The 20,082-nt window shown below is 37.2% G+C and carries 14 protein-coding genes; 6 read left to right on the top strand and 8 right to left on the bottom strand.

The features are described from left to right. The first annotated feature begins 21 nt into the window (after positions 1 to 21). The gene (locus tag CXF85_RS10310) at positions 22 to 975 is read left to right on the top strand and encodes a PDC sensor domain-containing protein (RefSeq protein WP_101228439.1); all 954 of its coding nucleotides are present in this window, start codon (positions 22 to 24) and stop codon (positions 973 to 975) included. Between the two features lie 54 nt (positions 976 to 1,029). Here the strand turns inward: CXF85_RS10310 and CXF85_RS10305 are convergent, their stop codons facing one another. Then, a complete protein-coding gene (locus CXF85_RS10305) occupies positions 1,030 to 1,758 on the bottom strand; it encodes a hypothetical protein (RefSeq protein WP_101228438.1) in 729 nt (242 codons plus the stop codon). A 106-nt stretch (positions 1,759 to 1,864) separates the two neighbouring features. On the opposite strand from CXF85_RS10305, the gene CXF85_RS10300 reads away from it, so the two are divergent. The 3 genes from CXF85_RS10300 (at position 1,865) to CXF85_RS10290 (ending at position 6,176) form a co-directional block, all read left to right on the top strand. Next, positions 1,865 to 3,649 carry a putative bifunctional diguanylate cyclase/phosphodiesterase gene (locus CXF85_RS10300; RefSeq protein WP_101228437.1) on the top strand — a complete coding sequence of 595 codons (1,785 nt, stop codon included), beginning with the start codon at positions 1,865 to 1,867 and terminating at the stop codon, positions 3,647 to 3,649. A 438-nt stretch (positions 3,650 to 4,087) separates the two neighbouring features. Continuing rightward, the gene (locus CXF85_RS10295) at positions 4,088 to 5,329 is read left to right on the top strand and encodes a lipase family alpha/beta hydrolase (protein ID WP_101228436.1); all 1,242 of its coding nucleotides are present in this window, start codon (positions 4,088 to 4,090) and stop codon (positions 5,327 to 5,329) included. Positions 5,330 to 5,375: 46 nt separating this feature from the next. Next, the gene (locus tag CXF85_RS10290) at positions 5,376 to 6,176 is read left to right on the top strand and encodes a substrate-binding periplasmic protein (protein ID WP_101228435.1); all 801 of its coding nucleotides are present in this window, start codon (positions 5,376 to 5,378) and stop codon (positions 6,174 to 6,176) included. A gap of 27 nt (positions 6,177 to 6,203) precedes the next feature. Here CXF85_RS10290 and CXF85_RS10285 read toward each other — a convergent pair whose 3' ends face one another. The 3 genes from CXF85_RS10285 to CXF85_RS10275 are packed head-to-tail and all read right to left on the bottom strand — an operon-like array spanning position 6,204 to position 7,045. Further along, on the bottom strand, positions 6,204 to 6,584 hold the full coding sequence (locus tag CXF85_RS10285) for a TM2 domain-containing protein (RefSeq protein ID WP_101228434.1): 381 nt from the start codon (positions 6,582 to 6,584) through the stop codon (positions 6,204 to 6,206). A 13-nt stretch (positions 6,585 to 6,597) separates the two neighbouring features. Then, entirely contained in the window at positions 6,598 to 6,828 is a 231-nt protein-coding gene (yidD, locus tag CXF85_RS10280; protein WP_101228433.1) for a membrane protein insertion efficiency factor YidD, read from the bottom strand. Next, positions 6,821 to 7,045 (bottom strand): DUF4177 domain-containing protein, encoded by a 225-nt coding sequence (locus tag CXF85_RS10275; protein WP_101228432.1) that lies wholly within the window; start codon positions 7,043 to 7,045, stop codon positions 6,821 to 6,823. Before CXF85_RS10275 ends, yidD begins: the two co-directional genes overlap by 8 nt. A gap of 239 nt (positions 7,046 to 7,284) precedes the next feature. Between CXF85_RS10275 and CXF85_RS10270 the strand changes: the two genes are divergently transcribed. Further along, positions 7,285 to 8,010 carry a YebC/PmpR family DNA-binding transcriptional regulator gene (locus tag CXF85_RS10270; RefSeq protein ID WP_101228431.1) on the top strand — a complete coding sequence of 242 codons (726 nt, stop codon included), beginning with the start codon at positions 7,285 to 7,287 and terminating at the stop codon, positions 8,008 to 8,010. A 186-nt stretch (positions 8,011 to 8,196) separates the two neighbouring features. Here the strand turns inward: CXF85_RS10270 and CXF85_RS10265 are convergent, their stop codons facing one another. From CXF85_RS10265 to CXF85_RS10255, 3 genes are all read right to left on the bottom strand, one after another. After that, positions 8,197 to 10,155 (bottom strand): alpha/beta hydrolase family protein, encoded by a 1,959-nt coding sequence (locus CXF85_RS10265; RefSeq protein ID WP_101228430.1) that lies wholly within the window; start codon positions 10,153 to 10,155, stop codon positions 8,197 to 8,199. A gap of 200 nt (positions 10,156 to 10,355) precedes the next feature. Beyond that, positions 10,356 to 11,552 (bottom strand): metallophosphoesterase, encoded by a 1,197-nt coding sequence (locus CXF85_RS10260; RefSeq protein ID WP_101228429.1) that lies wholly within the window; start codon positions 11,550 to 11,552, stop codon positions 10,356 to 10,358. A gap of 145 nt (positions 11,553 to 11,697) precedes the next feature. Further along, positions 11,698 to 14,754 carry a TonB-dependent receptor domain-containing protein gene (locus CXF85_RS10255; protein WP_101228458.1) on the bottom strand — a complete coding sequence of 1,019 codons (3,057 nt, stop codon included), beginning with the start codon at positions 14,752 to 14,754 and terminating at the stop codon, positions 11,698 to 11,700. Between the two features lie 560 nt (positions 14,755 to 15,314). On the opposite strand from CXF85_RS10255, the gene CXF85_RS10250 reads away from it, so the two are divergent. Then, positions 15,315 to 17,549 carry a winged helix-turn-helix domain-containing protein gene (locus CXF85_RS10250; protein WP_101228428.1) on the top strand — a complete coding sequence of 745 codons (2,235 nt, stop codon included), beginning with the start codon at positions 15,315 to 15,317 and terminating at the stop codon, positions 17,547 to 17,549. 206 nt (positions 17,550 to 17,755) lie between these two features. Here the strand turns inward: CXF85_RS10250 and parC are convergent, their stop codons facing one another. Then, the gene (gene parC, locus CXF85_RS10245; RefSeq protein ID WP_101228427.1) at positions 17,756 to 20,059 is read right to left on the bottom strand and encodes a DNA topoisomerase IV subunit A; all 2,304 of its coding nucleotides are present in this window, start codon (positions 20,057 to 20,059) and stop codon (positions 17,756 to 17,758) included. Positions 20,060 to 20,082: the final 23 nt, after the last annotated feature.

The raw sequence follows: 20,082 nt of genomic DNA, 5'->3' as shown, positions 1-20,082 counted from the left end.
CATTTAGAACCCAAATAACATATGAACTACATTAGTGTAATTGAAAGATATCATGATTATAAAACGGCCATCCACGAACTCATGGCATCGATTATAACGGGTGCATTTGATGAAGATTTCTTCATAGATGATAAAAGCTTGGTTAGATCAATGAAGTGGCTAGGAAAAACTTACCCTTTCGTCAACTTAATGTTTACATTAGATAATAAAGGTATTCAATTAAGTCCTAATATATTTAATAACGTTTCTCAAGCGAATATAGCGAACTCGGGCGTAGGTATTGACCGGTCTTACCGGCCATATTATCTTAAGGCGAATGAAGAAGAAGGTGTGGTTGTTACTGAACCATACCTCTCAACATCTAATCATAATCTCTGCATATCTACAGCGATTAAGCATATCAACAAAGCGGGTGATGTCATGGGTATATTAGTGCTCGATATTGATCTTTCCCATGCGATAGAGTTTTTGATGGGTGACAGAAAACGTAAAAAATTCCATCCCTTTTTCATTTGTGTTTATTCTGCTATTGTCATTGGCCTATTTTTTATAGTTGGTATTCTTCTGTTTTCTGCTGGCAGTGAAATAGTCAGTTTATTTATAGCGCCCACTCCTGAAAATCTCCAATTAAAGCCTTTTGGCATCATTATCTATTTAACCTTAGCACTAGCGATATTTGACCTAGGTAAAACGACAATTGAAGAAGAAGTCTTGATGCAAAAAGACATTTTTAGGCATAGCTCCACCAGAAGAACTATCACTCGATTCATCGCTACGATATTAATTGCCGTTTCAATAGAAGCATTATTATTAATGTTTAAATCTGTATTAGGTTCCCCTGAATACCTAGTTAATGCGGTAGCTATGATGGCAACGTCTGTAGGATTACTTATTGGTTTAGGTATTTATGTTTATTTGGGTGCAAAAGCGGAGGCACTGTTGATAACGAATAATTTACACAACAAATTAAACTGAAATTATAACGTTGAATCTTTTTAATAAAAACGTCATATCTATTGAGCTTCAACATTAAAATTCATAGGCGGCTTTTAGTTGCCAGCTATAGTCTTGTAATGTATCAGCATTATAAACTAAGTAAGCTAAGCCAATTTCAATATCACTCTCTGTTTCAAAGACGACACCGGCACTAAAAGTATTTACATATTCTATAGAGTCATCATCACTTGTTTCTTTATTGCGCTCAATCTCAGCTAAGAGTGTCCATGATTCATCAAGAGTAAAGGCGTAAGCGAGATTAATAGCGACTTCACTTTCATTATCAATATTTTCATAGATAAAATTTCCATGAATAAAGTTATTTTCCAATATCTGATAGCTATAAAGTAAACCAGCTTCATAACCATATTGACTATCTTCAGCAATAACCCCAGCAACTAAGGTGAACTGAGGCATAAAATTATCTTGCTCTGTTAACATCAAAGATAAGCCTAATTCGTATTCCATGCCCATATCAGCATCAATGCCTTCTTCTAGTTCATTGCTTCTGCTTGAAGAAAACTCTGCTTGTAGTACATCAGTAAAACCATATTCAAGTGAAACACTGGTTTCAAGGGTAGTTGATATGTTGTTTTTATAGGTTGGACTAGTAAACCCTAAGTTAATTTGCCACTCACCTTTCTCTTGCGTATAGGCGGGTTCAACGATAAAAGTAAACTCTTGTGAGTCATTAGCAGCAGCACTACAACTGAATAACACAATAAAACAAAACGTGACATTAAAATAATTTATTTCATTCATAATTAGCTATATTTACCTAGTCATTTATATTAAGGTTAATCTGCATACATAATAAAGACTAGCACATTTCCAATTACCTAAACCTCTTCGAGGAAAATATATAATAATGAAATTTAGCTTTAATATAATTAAAAAAAATGCGATTACACTGCTTTTTTTATGCATATCTCTAATCGTTTTAGCTGCCTTTCTTGAATTGGAACACAGTGGTACTGCAAGAGTATTAACTGTTTTATTTATCACTTGTTTAAGTGTTAGCTATTTCATCCCCGACAAAAAATTAAAAAATTACATCGCAATATTTTCAGTTGCCCTCATTGTCTTTATCGGTCTTTACTTCCCTTTAGATATTGAAGAAATTGAAGAACTATATATTTTCATACCCATTTTATACTTATTTATTTTTCCGGGATCACTCTGGCCGATAGCAATAGCTTTATTACTTACAACTGCCTACATGCCCTCCTTAGCTACCACTGAACTATCTGATTTTATTGAAGATACCTTAGAGCTTATTTTTATCAGTTCATTTGCAACCATCATGGTTTTTTTCCAACAGAAATCATTAAAAGAAATGCAGTATTTTCGTCATGAAAGTTATACCGACTATTTAACACGTCTACCGAACAGGAAGATGTTTCTGAAACAATTAGCAATACAAGAAAAGTTAACGAACGCTTCTGACGACAACGCTAATTTCTCCTTATTAATCGTAGACTTAGATGGGTTTAAAAAAATAAATGATCAACTAGGTCACCTTGCTGGCGATAATATTTTGAGGATGGTGGCAACTAGACTTGAGCTGCTGATTACAGATAACATTAAAACGTATCGATTAGGTGGAGATGAATTCGCCTTCATTGTTAACTCAACAACTGAACTTGAAAATCTTAAAAAAGTAACTCAACAGTTATCACAACAAATTTTACAGCAGTCTAACATCCCTTATAAACTTGAACACAGAAGTTATTCCATTACATCAAGTGTTGGTATATCTAATTATCCAGCAGATGCTGACAACCTGGAAACGTTATGTACCAATGCAGACGTTGCTATGTATAAAGCAAAAAGTAACGGAAAAAACACGTCGTTTTTCTATGAGATGTCTCTCCTGGAAAACACGTTAAGGCGTTACGAATTAGAGCATGATTTAAAATCAGCTATTGCCAACAACGAGATGTATTTACTTTTTCAACCTAAAGTAGATTTAGCCTCTGGTGATGTTTTATCTGCTGAGGCATTATTGCGTTGGCAACATCCTAAACATGGCTTTGTTAGTCCTGCTGAATTCATTCCCATTGCCGAAGAAAGTAATTCAATTATTGAAATTGGTGATTGGGTCATTCGAACCACCTGTGAAAATATTGTCCAGTGGAAGAAAGAGTACAACTTCACCCGTATTGCCGTCAATGTATCGGCAGTGCAACTGGCACAGACTAACTTCATCAAAAGATTACGTCTAACTCTGGAAGAAACACAGTGTCAACCTGACTGGTTAGAGGTGGAACAAACTGAAAGTTGGATAATGAACAACCCTGAAGAGAATATTAGGGTGCTTGATAAATTAAAAAAATTGGGCGTTTATTTATCTTTAGATGATTTTGGTACCGCCTACTCATCGCTAAGTCAAATTGGACGTTTGCCCCTTGATGTTTTAAAAATTGATAAGAGCTTTATTGATAATTGTGTGAAAAAAACTCAAGACCATATGATTGTTCGTACCATTATCCAACTTGGCCATAATTTAAATATGAAAGTTATTGCTGAAGGTGTGGAAGATGAAGAGCAAAGAGATTTGTTGATTTCTGAAGGCTGTGATGAGTACCAAGGTTATCTATTTTCCAAACCAGTACCTGCAGAACAGTTTGTAGAGACATTAAATAAGAAGTAGTAATGATATTTAATGTCATTGACAAAATATCAGCTTATTTACCTTCTATGTATTGATACTCCCGTTACTTGTACTAATAATAAAAGCCTCAAACATGGGGCTTACACTTCATTATATTTTTATCTTCTTATTTTACATTTTCTGTATTTTATCGCTCGCCGCTGTCCACTATTTAATAAGTTAGCGAACTAAACATCAAAAAAAACAAAAAAGTGAAACCGCTCACAAACTCTGAAACATGCATCTTGAATGGTAACGGGTATTAGTTTGTCATTTTTATCTTGTTATCATCAGCTCCCCTTTGTTATAACAGCTACCCCTTATGATGGCTATTAACTGTAACTTCAATTAGTTAAATAACAATATTTTGTTTACACTGTTTATTATAAAGCCATTTTAAATGGTAACACTCAACTTAGTCTGCCTAAGGATAATGAAATGCCTAGCTTTAAAAAAACCACGGAAATAATCAGTGTAATACTAATAATTCTGTCATTAAGTGCCTGTTCATTAAGAACCATTAAAGAGCAATCAACAAGGTTTGATAAACTAGCGAAAATATCTGGAAAAGTGAGTGCCACCTATAAAACCGATAGCCCAATCGTGGTAGCGGTATTGACATTCGATGATGCTAAAATAGATATAATTAAACAAAAACTAGTTGATGGCAATGGTAACTATCAATTTAATTTACTACCGGGTGAGTACTTAGTTGGCGCTTATATAGACAGCAACAATAACCAAGTTCGCGATCAATATGAAAGTGCGGCAATGCATAATGAACTCGATGAAAGATTTACCAAAATAAATTTATCAGAAAATCAAGAATTCACATTACCCCTGTTAGAAATCAGTAAAGATCAAAACATAGGCACCACACAAAAAGTTGCATATAGCAGGAGTAAAGTCAGGAAAAATATTGGTCGTGTCATCTCTTTAGACGACGCTATGTTTAGTAAAGAAAATACGACTATGGGTTTGTGGCGTCCTTTTGACTTTTCCAAGAAAATTGGTGGTGGTTTAATGTTTTTACAAGAGTATGATAAAAGCAAAACACCGGTACTTTTTGTTCATGGTATCTCGGGCAGTCCGACAGAATTTAAAGCGGTAATTGAACAGCTTGATCGTAATAAATTTCAGCCATGGATCTTGTATTACCCTAGCGGTGTACCTTTAGCAATTATCAGTGACTACATGTTAAGTTCACTTATCAAACTACAAAGTCAATATGACTTTGAACACTTTCAACTTGTTAGCCATAGCATGGGAGGTCTTATTACTCGTACTTTCTTAAGAGAACATGAAAAAGCTAATACAAACTTTAACGTGTCGTTATACGTCACGATTAATAGCCCTCTCTATGGTATGGATAGTGCTGCAATCGGGGTAAAATCATCCCCTATTGTTATCGCCTCGTGGCGTGACTTAGCAACAGGTAGTGATTACATTAAAGCGGCACACCAATGGAAAATACCTAAAACCTTACCCTATCACCTATTTTTTTCTTATCTAGCGGGTGAAGACGGGGATGGTGTTGTGCCATTAAGAAGCCAACTATCTTTATCACTACAAGAAGAAGCGACAAAAATTTATGGTAGCCAAGCCTCACATGCGGGGATATTAGCTAAACCTGATTTTATTCAACGTTTAATAAAGATCATGCTCTCGCCTAACCTGTAAAGGCTACTTTTATTAGCCTTAAACGGGCAAGGAAATTGAATAAAACATGAAGCGATTAACACTATTCTCATTAATACTTTGCACGCTGAGTTTTTCAGCCTTAAGTTGTGACATGGTTATGGGATACCGCACCAGTGAAAGGCTGCCTTTAATTGCCGAACATCCGAACAAACAAGGTTTGTATTTTTCTTTATATCAGCAAGCGTTAACAAATATCGGTTGTACATTAACCGTAATAAGAGCACCTAAAAAGCGTATTTTAAAAATGCTTGCCGATGGTGAAGTCGACCTATATCCCGGCATGGGCTACTCCCTTGAACGTGATAAATACTTACTTTTTTTTGAAAATGGCTTAATGGTTAATACTGTTGCAATTTCTCATATCGATACCGCTGAAATCCACCAAATTTCGGGAATGCGAGATAAAACCTTACTTACTGCAATAGGAAGCAATCGATCTCCGATAAATAATGACGGTATTCATTTACGCCAGGCTCATGATGTTTCTATCAAAAGCGCTTTCAACTTACTGGTAAGTAAACGTGTTGACTTTTTTCTCGATGACGAAGCACATATTCGCTATTACATAAAACTACACCCTACCAAAGAGATAAGATTTCATCCTTGCTGTTCTACCCCACAACCTATGCTTTTAGGGTTTTCTAAGAAGTCAAAATATGCCCAAATAATTCCAAACCCTAATTTTTCTAAATTACTACCATACTCAGCTAAAAACTCCACGCAGATCTTATCTCCGATAAGCAAAGCCTTTGCGTTTAAAGAGGCCTTAAAAAAGATTAAAGATAACGGAACGGTCACGAAATTAGAGCTATTTTATTACCGCTAATTTACTATTGAATTGAGGTTGATTAACCTAAGAACTTACATCTTTGAGTAAACGTTTCATCAATTGATTGTTATATCGATGAATAATTTTTTGGCTATTAAAAAGTTGTGGTAATTCAATAATAAAAATCAGTAATACCAAACCGCCACCTAACAAAGGCAGTAGATGAGAAAAATATAATAAACCACCAGTTATCATCAGTACCAAATTAAGTAAACCACGTTGCCATTTACCTAAATAGAAATGATGTAACCCGGCAAGAAATGTCCAATTTAAGACAGCATAGGTATCAGGATCTTTTACTTGGGCAACCTCTAAAGCGTAATAACGTTTTTTTTGCTCACTGTTGAGCTTAGCTATTTGTTCTCGTAATTGTTCTTCTTCTTGACGTAAATACTCTTCAGTCATAATCACTCCATCATTATTCAATTGGCACAGGATCATCAATGACATTGATACAATCGGGATCGTTACAACGTTTAATGCGCTTAACCCCAATACTGACACCTTTAACCACACCAAAGCGTTCAATCGCTTGGTAGGTATAATGCGAACAGCTTGGGGTAAAATTACAGCTAATAGCGAAGTGCTTAACAGAGCCTCCTGTTTTTTGATATAAACGGATAGCCTTTAGTAAAGCGCTTTTAACCACGACTGCGTCCTAAAGTAATAATAACGGCTTCACGTGACCAGAATAGCCAAAAGCGTTTTTGTTCAATGACTTGAAAGGCTAATTGCCAGCCATCTGCGGCTTCTTGGTTTAATGTTGCTTCTAATTTTTTTAGTGGTAAACCACTCGAGCCTAATAATAAAGTACCGCAACCGCCTTCAGTAACATAAAGCACCTTGTACTCATCATACTTATCCATAGTATTCCTTTGATATTATTGTGATTAAAAGCAATAACTAAAGTATAAAAGTGACACTACAATAGCAAGTGTTTATTTTAGCGAGTCAAGCTCAATTAATTATTCAAATTCTCTCATTTAAATAAGGCCTATTCAGAACAATTTATTGTTAATTTATAAGCATCAGCACTAGTCAACGCCCCTGTGTGGCTGATAGAATCTAGCGCATTATATTATTGAACATAAAAGAAGACATTGAGATGGGCAGAGCATACCAAAACCGCAAATTATCTATGGCCAAAACCGCAGGGGCCAAAACTAAAGTTTACTCTAAGTACGGTAAAGCAATTTACGTTTGTGCAAAAACTGGTGGTGTTGATCCCGATGGTAACCTTTCTTTACGTGGTTTAATTGACCGTGCAAAGAAAGATCAAGTACCTACTCACGTTATAGAAAACGCTATTAAAAAAGCGTCTGGCGCTGGTGGCGAAGACTTCGTTGAAGCCCGTTATGAAGGTTACGGCCCTGGTAACTGTATGGTAATTATTGATTGCTTAACAGATAACGGCAACCGTACCATTAAAGATGTTCGTCAATGTTTCAGTAAAAATAATGGAAAGATAGGTACTTCAGGCTCTGTATCACATATGTTTGACCATCAAGCTGTGTTTGCCTTTAAAGGTGAAGATGACGAGATCGTTTTAGAAACACTGATGATGGCTGATATTGATGTGACTGATGTGGAATTAGAAGACGGTATTATTACTGTTTACGCTCCTCACACTGAGTTTTTCAAAATTAAGACTGAGTTTACTAACTCAATGCCTGATTATGAATTAGAAATTGAAGAGCTTTCTTGGGTACCACAAAACTACATTGAGGTTGAAGGCGAAGAAAACTTAGAGAACTTTGAAAAATTCATCGCTATGTTAGATGATTGTGATGATGTTCAGCACGTTTACCATAATGCTGAACTTAAAGATTAATTCTTCTGAATAGCGCTTGAGTAATTAAGCGAAAAATTCGTTAAAAAGCCAATATCATTAATGATATTGGCTTTTTTATTGATCGTGTTTAAAAGTGGAGAAGAAGTAGCCTTAGCATCAAATTAACCGCCTAAAGACTCTGCTAATACCTTTATTGACTGCCCTTATAACCTTCAAAAACAGCGTTTAATCGGCTTTAATATTCGCCTCTATAAAATCTAAGCTCGTTTGATAATACTCTTTTCTATTTTCTTCATTATAAAAACCATGGCCTTCTTTATCTTTATATAACCATTGATAAGGCTTATTAAGCTTATCTAACGCTTTTTTTAATATAAACGCATGTTCCGGTGGTACACGACGATCACGGCCACCATGAACGATTAATACAGGTGCTTTTAGTTTATCAATATGAGTAATGGGTGACTGCGCCTTTAAATCTTGTAAATCACTGCCATAAACCTTAGTAGCTTTATGCGATACCGAGTCTACTTTCATATAATCAGCATTCTCTCTTTGATAAACCAAGTCATAGGGCCCAGCAGAAGCCACCGCACATTTAAATAACTCAGGCTCAAGTATTGGCGACATCACCGCAGAGTAACCACCAAAACTTCCTCCCATGATACAGACCTTGTTGTCACTGATATCCTCTTTATTCATTACCCAACGCGTACCATCAATAATATCTTGCTGGATCATAGTCGATCTTTTTTGATGGGCAATTTCCTCAAAGGCTAGACCAAAACCACCTGAGCCACGGTAATTAACCTGTAAGACAGCATAGCCATTATTAGCAAACATCTGCGCTGTGTTATTAAAGTGCCAACCATCTTGCACACCATAAGGACCACCATGAACATAAACTACCAAGGGGTAACCTTGATCGGGTGCTACCGACTTTGGCTTAGTTAAATAACCATGAATGGTAACTTGATCACGTGATTTAAATTCAATGAGTTTACGTTCACTCATAATATTAGGATCGAGCCACTGACGCGATGCCAGTATAAAATCTGCTGAGGCCTTCTCGCGATTGTATAAGTAAAAGTCGCCTGGATTTATATCACTTCGCGCAAGAATTATAATTTCATTATCATTTACAGAATTAGCAAAAATATCGATATCATGACCTGCAAAGGCATCCGTTAATTTTTGGTGTAATTTACTGTAAGGACTTTTTGTATCAAAATAATGGTATTGCATGCCTTGCGCCATCAACTTAACACCAATGATATTGCCTGTACTAGGCTCCTCGATATTTTTATATATATCTGCCACAGGATGATGAAAAAGCTTAGTAATTTCCTTAGTTACCATATCATAAGCAAATAACGCACGTGTTTTACCTTGGATAGCGCTACTTAAATATAACGTGCTCGCATCATTATTGACGCCAACAAAGTCGTAATGATTGAGTGGGTCATCTGCACTGAACTTATGCCATTGCTTATCTTTATACCAATATCGTTGCACAATACCATCACGATTATACCCCTTAGCAACCACTGGAGCTCCCGATGCGTTAACCTTCACACGCATATTACCTAACGGTGTTTTCGCTATCACTTCACGTTTTCTATTATAAATATTCACCTTATAAATTTTTTGTGGCTTATCGCCATCCCCCCAGAAACTTCTGGCCCTGACTAAGATATGTTCGGGGTCTTCTGGTAACATATTGACAAGATAACCAGAGGCAGCGAGACCGAGTTTCTTTTTATTTTGACGCTTGCCTTTTATTTTAGTGGTCATACTGTAACCAAATAACTGTAAGCGCTTAGTACCATCGATATTAGCGGCATAAATATCACCACTAGAAAACAATTGCTCTGAATAACCTTTTTTCTCCGCTTTAAGGTATACAACTCTTTCATTATTGGCCCAATAAAATCGGCCAATATGGGTATTTTCACCAAATCCATATACCCTAATAACCTTCATGGTGGCGCGGTTTATTATTGCGAGGTTGGTAGCATTGTCTTGAGGGATAGTTGCAGCAAAGTGAAGGCCATCAGGGGAAAGTCTTAATTGGTTAAACTGCGCGGCTTTAGCGAAGTACTCTATCGGTAAAGGCAATGCTTCGGGAGAGCTCACCATAAAGAAGCTAAGTAATAGCAGTAATGTATTAATGCTGTTCTTCATTTAAAATTCCTTTTTATTATGTAAATTGGTTAACTGTTTTTATCATCCAAAACATTATTGAACAAGTACAAAAGCGTTTACCAATGTCTTTTTTTAGTCTATTTTTACTCTTTATTATTCATTAGCTTATAAATACTTATATGCACCAGCGTTGCGATACTAACAATAAAAAAAGGCTCGTAATGAGCCCTTTATATAATTTATTGGTGATATAAAGGCAGCACCTTACCATTTAAACTACCGCGCCATTTTTTACCGTTTTCAATAAAGAGTATCTCACCGTAATTTCCCCGTTTAATGCTCGAGTCAATGGCAATAACGCGCCCTTGGTAGCGTGTTTCAATTTGCTTCTGTGAGGTATGACCAACAATTAAGTGCTCAACATCAAAGTGTTTCAGCAGTAAATCAATTTCTGCAGACGTCGCGCCATTGTCTTTTAAAGGTGAGCCTTTTGCTCGAGCAGCCTTAATACGGTCTGCAGTAAAATAACCACGGTACCAAATAGGACCATTGCTCTTGTGTAAATATTTTGCCCAACCTTCTCTTGGTTTATCTAGTTCAGCTTTAATCAAACTCTCTTTAAATACCGTATTGATTTCAACTAAGCTGCGCTGCTCAGTAGCGAGACTGGGATGAAAACCACCATGAGCAAAAAGCATATCATTCACTTTGACCAATACCGATTTACTGCGTAACCAATTACCTATGATGCTACTTGGCTCAAATAACTTTTCAAAAGGCTTATTTAATTGCTTGGCCGTTTCAACATACTTAGGGTGTAAATAACGTAAATCACCATTGAGTACCATCACTTCATGATTACCTAACGTTAGGTGAATATCACCACCGGCTTGTTGAGCTTGTTGCTCTAAGTCGTATAAAAACCATAAAATTTCGGTGACTTTATCACCTCGATCAAAAATATCACCAGTGATAACGAAGTGTCCTTTACCAAAAGACCAGTTTTTATCTTGATCAATGATGTTGTTATTGGTTAATAATTCAATCATCAAATCATATTTACCATGAAAGTCACTTAACGCGGCGACGGGATAATCACCCGAAAATTCAAGCACCTTGTTTTCAATGCTACTTAAGGCGTGTATATCTGCAGGCATGTTACAAGCTGAAATAGTCAGTGGAAAACTAGCCACTTCAGTCGTACTTGTAACGACATCACCTTGGCACAGCCAATATGACTCAAGCTGCTGTTGTTGGTTAACAAAAACGTAAGGGCCATCATTAACAGGTGGTAATTGAGGTGATGATTTTTCGGTTAATGCTTCAGCTTTTGATTTTTCATCAACATTGGAAAAAGCAAAAGCTGAAACACTCGTTGTCAATATTAAGGTGGAGAGTAAAGCTGTGCGTAGCGGAATAAGTAAAGAGGAAAACATAGAAACTCCGGAAAATAAGGGAAATTAAAAGAATAGATGGGAAAAATTAAGCTAGTGATACAAAAATAAAACCACATCCATGTGGGGATTTAAAATGGAAGCAAACAGTGTTTGCCTCCAAAATTATTAATAAAACAATATTCGCCTAGAAGCGTAATTCTGCACCAAGGTAAACATAACGTCCTACACTACTTCCGTAACCACTATAGAAATGTCCTCGACCACCAGTACTGAATTCACCACGGTTATCAAAGATATTATTAACACCACCAGATAAACGTAAATCGCTATCGTTAGGTAAGTCCATAGAATAAGTTACTGAGATACTGTGTTTGATATATGAACTGATTTCATTAAAGGCTAAAGCTTCAGGATTCGCTATGCACTCGTCATTACCGGCAACACAGTTTTCATCGTTGCCTGCCATATCTTCAAGCCAATCTTCTTCATCACCTTGGCTAACTGAAATTGGCCCTTTATACTTAGTACTCCAACGAACACGCCAATCATCATTATACCAAGTCAGTGATGCTGAACCTTGAGTATCATAAATATCATTGTCGTAATAACCAACATAGTCTTCTGTAGATGGACCATCTGGCGATTGTACCGTTTTAGTCCAATCAAGCACGTGAGTCCAATCTGTTTTAAACTTGATTCTACCGTAGCTATTAAAGTCATAAACATACTCTAACGCTAAATCGACACCACTGGTGCTGATTTCATCAACGTTATAATTACGCTGCATAACTTCGATAAGTGAGCCATCTTCGTCACGCTTCAAGTCATTACAAAATGCGTTGTCTCCGCCTTTTTCATCCCAAGCTAATGATGAATCGTAACAATACTCCATAATGTCGTCATTTGAGTAACTAGAAAGTGCATCCGTAATGGCAATGTCATAATAATCAACGGCGATACGTAAACCTTCAACAAATTTTGGTGCTACGGTAAAACCAAAAGTAAAGGTATCTGCGGTTTCTTCAATTAAGTTTTCATTACCAACACTTGGTGAGTAATTATTATCACTTTCATCAAACTCACCATCAAGTTGAATGGCTGCAGCAATAGTTGGCTCTTTACGACAGTTATCATGACCAGCATCATCAGAGGTAGCAGTAGTCCCGTAACAAATATCAGAATATGAGTCATAATCACCCGCTGGAGGTGAAAGTAAATCGTCAATTGATGGTGCACGTTGCGCTCTTGCCCAGTTAGCACGTAAAGCATAGCCGTCTACAACTTCCCAAACTAAACCTGTTCTATAACTTTGTACTAAGCCTGTTCCTGACCAGCTGTAATCAGCAACACGTGCTGATACTTCCGCTGTTAAGCTTTTAGCGCCTGTCACATCTCTTAATAATGGAAATGCTGCTTCACCGAAAACTTCAGCAACTTTAACTTCACCAGAGTACTCAGGAACATAGTTAAACGTAACACCACCTTCTGTCGCGCCACCACCCGTTTCAACTTCCTGTGAATCTTTGCGCCACTCAAAACCAAAAGCAGAAGCTACTGGGCCAGCTGGCATTTCAAATAAATCACCCGCTACATAACCTGTGATAGTTAATTGCTCTACCGTTGTATCTATCGTTGGATTAGCACGAATATAATCAGCAACTTCTGGCGTAATAGAACCTTCACCAAAGACGTTCATAGGCAAACAACCAGCAGCTCTTGCTTGTTCGTCAGCACATTGAATTGTTACACCATCTGCAGCATATTCTGCATCTAGCGCATATGCGGCATTGATAGTATTGATTTCATTACCACGGATTTGTTCTTGAGTAGACTTACCGTAACCTACCGATACATCCCAATCCCAATTACCATCAAGCATAGTACCTTGTAAACCAGCCCAACTGCGGATGGTAGTACGGGTATTATCGGTATAAATATTACCTACTTCAGCGAAATTTCTATCCCATTTAATGCTACTACCACCAGCATCAGCTATTTCTTGTGGCACATAGGGGTTATCACGAGAAATTTTACCCATGATAACTTCACCAAATTCACCCGTAGCAGGATTATAAGTAACAACTTTATCACTTTCATCTTCACTTTCTGGTGCTTTACTATTAAATGATTTATTTAAGCTATGTTGAATTTGACCATAAAAAGAAATATCATCGCTGATTTCAAAATCTACTTTAATAGCAGTATTGATACCTTCATCAGGCGTCTTAAGCTGCACAAACTGATCGGTATCAATACCGTATTTTTCTTCTACCCAGTCATCACGTAGCGTTTGGCCTTCATACCAAAATCCACCAACACTACTTTTACCTTCATGAAAAACACCGCCTGGGATAGCATCATTTAAACCACGCCAATCAGCCTTGGTAGTATCACGCATACATTCGCCATCTTTTGGCTCTGCACTCGTGATCATCGCATTACACATTCTTTCATTGTCATAAAAATGCGACTCTTGTTGCTGAGCTCGCTTACGGTCTTCGTAGGTTAAGCCATATTGTTTATCATAAGTTGAACTCATGAACATGTAACCACGCCCTTCAGCGAATTCAGTACCGAAGTTTAGATCTAAAGTAAATTCTTCAGCCCCACCTTCTGTACTTGTACCACCACGCGCTTTTAGTGAGAAACCTTCTTTATCTTGTTGAGTAATAATATTCACTACACCAGCAATTGCGTCTGAGCCATAAGCTGCAGATGCACCACCCGTGATAACTTCAACTTTATGTACCATGCCACTAGGAATGGTAGATAAACTTACCGAGTTACTACTATGGCTATTTGATACTACACGTCGGCCATCAATTAAGGTTAGTGTTCGACTAGAGCCAAGGTCTCGTAAATTAATGGTTGAAAGGCCGGTAGCAGTAACACTCGATTGACTATTACTGTTACTGCTGCTTTCAGATATTTGTGGTAATTCATCGATTAAGATTTCTGACAACGAACCTAAGCCTGTATCTTGGATGGCATCACTACCCATAGTTGCTAATGGCGTTGTTACGCTAAAACTATCACGACGTAAGCGTGAACCTGTTACGGTAATTTTCTCATCTGCTTTAGCTTTTTTTGCTTCTTCTGCTGGTGCTGTTTGTACAACAGGTTTAGCAACTGCATTTTCAGCATCTGCAGCGAAAGTAGTTGGTGCAAAGGCGATAGCACTACCAGCAATGGCAGTATATATAGCAGCTTGAATTGCGATGGTGATTGGACTCTTATTCATCATTCATCTCTCTTAATGTTTTTGTTTAGTTATATTTTTATGTTTTTATATTTTTATTATTTTTTACATTTCTATTTTTGGTTATCTCTAAAGGAAGCTAATTGGCAACTAATAGAAATGATTGAGCTACTTATAAAACGTGTCATGACAGATCCGGTAATAAGCAAAACTCACAAAAGCAAACACTCCAACTTCTAGTAACTTTTTGTTAATAAACGTAGATGAAATTAAGCTTTCCTCTGTTTTAAAAAACTTAGCCCTCTTATGCAATCTATAGAAAGTCATTTGTACATCGATTTAATATCTATTATTAGAAAACAAGCACATAACACTTCAAAAACAAACAGTTACAATTTTGACAAATAAACACACTTTAACGACATTGTGAGATGATTTTAAACAAAAAGACAAAAAGTCAGATAAAAAAGTTACTTAGTTTTGATAATTTTGTTAGCATGAATTTAACCTAAGGAGAGGTTAGAAGATAAGAAGAAGGACTGGTTTCGACAATTCTCTCATTCCATAAAACATACCAAACTGAGCACCCAATAGTTCACATCATGCGTAATAAGTCATTCAAAATTAGCCGTTATCAAGTAACACCTTCTGAATTTAGTATTCAAATTAATGACGGTGACAAAAAATCATTACAGCCTAAATTTATCGAAGTACTCGTTTATTTAGCAAAAAACCATGGCCGGGTTGTACCAAGGGATGAACTCATTGATCACATTTGGGGGCAAGACAGTTTTGTCGGTGAAAAAAGTTTAACCAATGCTATCTGGCATTTGCGTAAAACCCTAACGAGCGTCGAAGGTGAAGAAGAAGTAATAAAGACCATTCGCAAAGCTGGCTATCAGTTAATGCCTACACCACAGTGGGAAACGATAACATCAACAACAAGCAAGGTAGCCAACCCTGAATTGGTTGAGAGCTCCATCAATTATTCCGTAGATAGCTCAGTTGAAAACTCGGTAGATAACTCTGCATACCAAGAACAAAGCATTATTAACAAACAGCAACCAGAAAACGTCTCAGAAAATAGCGTACGCAGTACTAAAAAAATAAAAATAAACAGTACCTATGTACTACTCACGTTAATCATCTCTTTGTTAGTAATGCTATTTATCCAGCAACTACCTAATGATGAAAGTCCTAAAATTACCGCTATTACTAAACATCCCGGTAGTGAGCTTTTTCCTTCCCCTTCTCCCGATGGCCGTTTTTTAGTTTATAGCCAGGTACTAACAAATAAACCCACTAATTTATTTATGAAAGATACTCATCAAGTAGAATTGCCGCCCAAGCAATTAACCTTTGATAATGCTATCGAAGGACACAGTGTTTGGAGTAACGATGGACAATATTTGTATTTTTCCCGTAAGCATAAAGCAAATAATACTTGTCACTACATACAGTTAAAAGTACTTAGCCAGCAAGAAACAAAAATAGCCACTTGCCCTATGCAAGGTGGTTATTATTATCTGGATATATCTCCTGATGATAAAACACTTGCTGTGTATAACAAAGGTGCGTTAGCAAAAAGAACAGGCATTTACTTTATTGATTTAACGTCAAAAAACTTCGCTATGACCCGCTTTTCTTGTGACCGTGATTGTAGCTATAAAGATAGAGATATGGCCTTTTCTCCTGATGGGAAATATATGGCTGTGTCGAGACGAGTTAATCGCTTAAGTGAAAATGTTTACCTGATTAATCTGGAAACCCAAGAGACCGAACAGCTTACTTTTGATGAGGAAGATATTGTCGGTATGTCTTGGTTTGGTGATAGTCAAAAGTTAGTCTTTGCTGCACAACGTGCTGATAATCGTTTTGGTCATGTTATCGATATTGAAAGCAGAGTCAGCCAGGCATTAAACTTAACTGGCTTTAGTTACCCAAGTATTGCCAAACAATCACAACAGCTGTATTACCAAGAACGAAAAGAGAATTCTTCATTGGTGAGCTTACAGCTCAATGGTGCCATAGCCAGTAGCCCTTTCCCGGTATTACAATCAAGTTTCACTTATGAATCACCTGATTACAGTTTTATAACTGACTTAGTGGTATTTTCTTCTAATGAATCGGGCTTTGATGAACTTTGGTCAGCAAAACCCGATGGCAGCTCACGTAAACAGTTAACCAATTTAAAGCAAACTATTCGTTATCCTAAATGGTCACATGACGGGAAAAAAGTTGCCTTTTTAGCGCCCTTATCTGAGGACAGAGGAGATGGAATATATATTTACTCCATTGAAAACGAACGGGTTACCTTATTGAAAAGTCCTTTTATACAGCATAACCGCCCAAATTGGTCATTTAATGATAATGCGATTATCTCTGCCATCTATGGCGACAAACATACGGACATTTATAGTATAAATATTGTTGATTCTAGTACTAAACGTCTTACTTTTGATGGTGCTCGTCACGGTGTAATGATAACTGCCGATACTTTGCTTTATACCAAACTTAAGCGAGGTTTATGGCAAAAAAACATTCATGATACCCGTGATGCAGATAAGGTAATTGATGGCGAATTCTTTAATACCTTATACGCATGGACTTTTGAGAAAGGTCACGTTTATTATCAAAAAACCTTTGATGACCACTATCAATTAATAGCTTACGATATTAAAAACAAAATCCAAACCCCGTTGGTTAGATTACCGTTAAACTCCATATCGATGAATGACAGCATTACTTATATAACAACTAAAGATCGTTTGCTTTATACCAGCAGTAGCTTTCCACAAGCCAATATAAAAATGCAGCCAACCAAGTATTTGCTTTAGTTCTGCAAGTATTCGATAGGTCATGTACTGAAGGTGACCGCTAAAAACAATGTCTTAAAGTACAGGATAAAAGCTAACCTAATAAAAAGGCCAACAAATATAAATAATTTGTTGGCCTTTTTGATATGTGTCGAAACTAACTGACTATTTAAAGGCTATGCCTTTAACAATAGAATACTAATTATCAATACTTAGAAGTAATAACGCTATTCACTCGTTTTAGCTGCTTCATCATCATTTTCAGTAATACCTGTAGCGCCTTCAATCTCTATTTCTGAAACACGTTGCAAACCTCTAGGCAGTTTATTACCACGACGACCACGTTCGCCTTTATAATGCTCTATATCTGCCGATTTTAACGTAAGCTTGCGCTTACCGGCATGTAAGGTAATTGCTGCGCCTTCAGGGATTATACAAAGTAAACTAACAAATTCTTCTCGTGTTTTCGACCGTGCCGAAGGTATATTGATAATCTTATTGCCTTTACCTTTACTCAATACTGGCAAGTTTTTAACTGGGAAAACTAACATACGTCCTTCACTGGTAATCGTCAGGCAATTGTCATTTTCAATATCATTAATATAGGTCGGCGCCATCACTTTCGCGGCTTCTGGTAAGCTAATTAATGCCTTACCATTTTTATTTCGACTGACCATATCAGTAAAGCTGCTGACAAAACCATAACCGGCATCACTGACTAATAGGTACTTAGCATCATCATCATCCGACATTATGCTATGAACAAAAGCTTTGCCTGGCGAAATATTGAAGCGTCCAGTTAATGGCTCCCCTTGAGAGCGAGCCGTTGGCAGGGTATGGGCGTCGGTGGTAAAAGCACGACCATCAGAGCTAATAAAGACCACAGGACGATTACTTCGACCTTTTGAGGCACATAAGTAACTATCACCCGCTTTATAACTTAAGCTGGTAGGGTCAATATCATGTCCTTTAGCACAACGTGCCCAGCCTTTGTCGGATACCACCACAGTTACCTGCTCACTTGGTACTAAATCTTTTTCGGTTAATGCTTTTGATTCGCTACGTTCAACTAATTGAGAACGGCGATCATCACCATAGAGTTCTGCGGCTTCAAGAATCTCTTTTTTCATCAGCGTACTCATACGCGCTTTTGAGTTAAGGATTTTTTCTAAGTATTCTTGTTCTATACGTAATTCATCTTGCTCTGCACGAATTTTTATTTCTTCAAGCTTGGCAAGTTGACGTAGTTTTATTTCTAAAATTGAATGCGCTTGCGTATCTGATAATGAAAAGCGAGACATCAATTCCGCTTTTGGATTATCAAAACCACGGATAATTTCAATGACTTCATCAATGTTTAAGTAAGCAACTAATAAACCATCAAGAATATGTAAGCGGGCCAATACTTTATCTAAACGGTACTGTAAACGACGACGTACTGTTTCACGACGATACTCAAGCCATTCAGATAAAATGACCAGTAAGTTTTTAACCGCTGGACGATTATCTAACCCTATCATGTTGATATTAACGCGATACGTTTTTTCTAAATCGGTACTAGCAAATAAATGCTGCATTAATTGTTCAACATCAACACGGTTTGAACGTGGAATGATGACAAGGCGTACTGGGTTTTCGTGATCAGATTCATCACGAAGATCAACCACCATCGGCAGTTTTTTCGCTGTCATTTGTCCGGCAATTTGCTCTAATATTTTACCGCCAGATGCTTGATGAGGCAGTGAGGTAATAACAATATCTCCCTGCTCTACATCATAAACAGCGCGCATTCTTATACTGCCACGCCCTGTTTGGTAAATTTTTTCAATTTCAGCTTTAGGGGTAATAATCTCGGCGTCTGTAGGATAGTCAGGGCCTTTAACAAACTCGAGTAAATCACTTACTTCTGCTTTAGGGTTTTCAATTAAATGCACACAGGCATCAGCGACTTCACGGACATTGTGCGGAGGAATATCGGTTGCCATACCAACAGCAATACCGGTAATACCGTTCAGTAAAATATGAGGTAAACGCGCAGGTAGCGTTTTTGGCTCTTGCATGGTGCCATCAAAGTTTGGCTGCCAATCAACAGTACCTTGCCCTAATTCAGCGAGCAGCACTTCACTAAAACGTGATAATCGAGATTCGGTATAACGCATTGCAGCAAACGATTTAGGATCATCGGGTGCACCCCAGTTGCCTTGACCGTCAACTAAAGGATAACGATATGAAAAAGGTTGCGCCATCAACACCATCGCTTCATAACAAGCACTATCACCATGAGGATGAAATTTACCTAATACGTCACCAACAGTACGTGCCGATTTTTTATATTTAGCCGTCGCAGATAAACCAAGCTCTGACATAGCATAAACTATACGTCTTTGTACGGGCTTTAAGCCATCACCAATATGTGGCAATGCTCGATCCATAATTACGTACATGGAATAGTTTAAATAAGCTTCTTCAGTAAAACGCCTTAATGGGACTTGTTCTACTCCATCAAGGCTATATTCGAGCGCATCTGACATGAATTGGTTTTCCTGATATGTCG

It is taken from the genome of Colwellia sp. 75C3 (assembly GCF_002836255.1).
In the GTDB taxonomy this organism is placed as follows: Bacteria; Pseudomonadota; Gammaproteobacteria; order Enterobacterales; family Alteromonadaceae; genus Colwellia.
The sequence above is the reverse complement of the archived record's forward strand: the minus strand, read 5'-3'. Positions and strand labels throughout refer to the sequence as shown.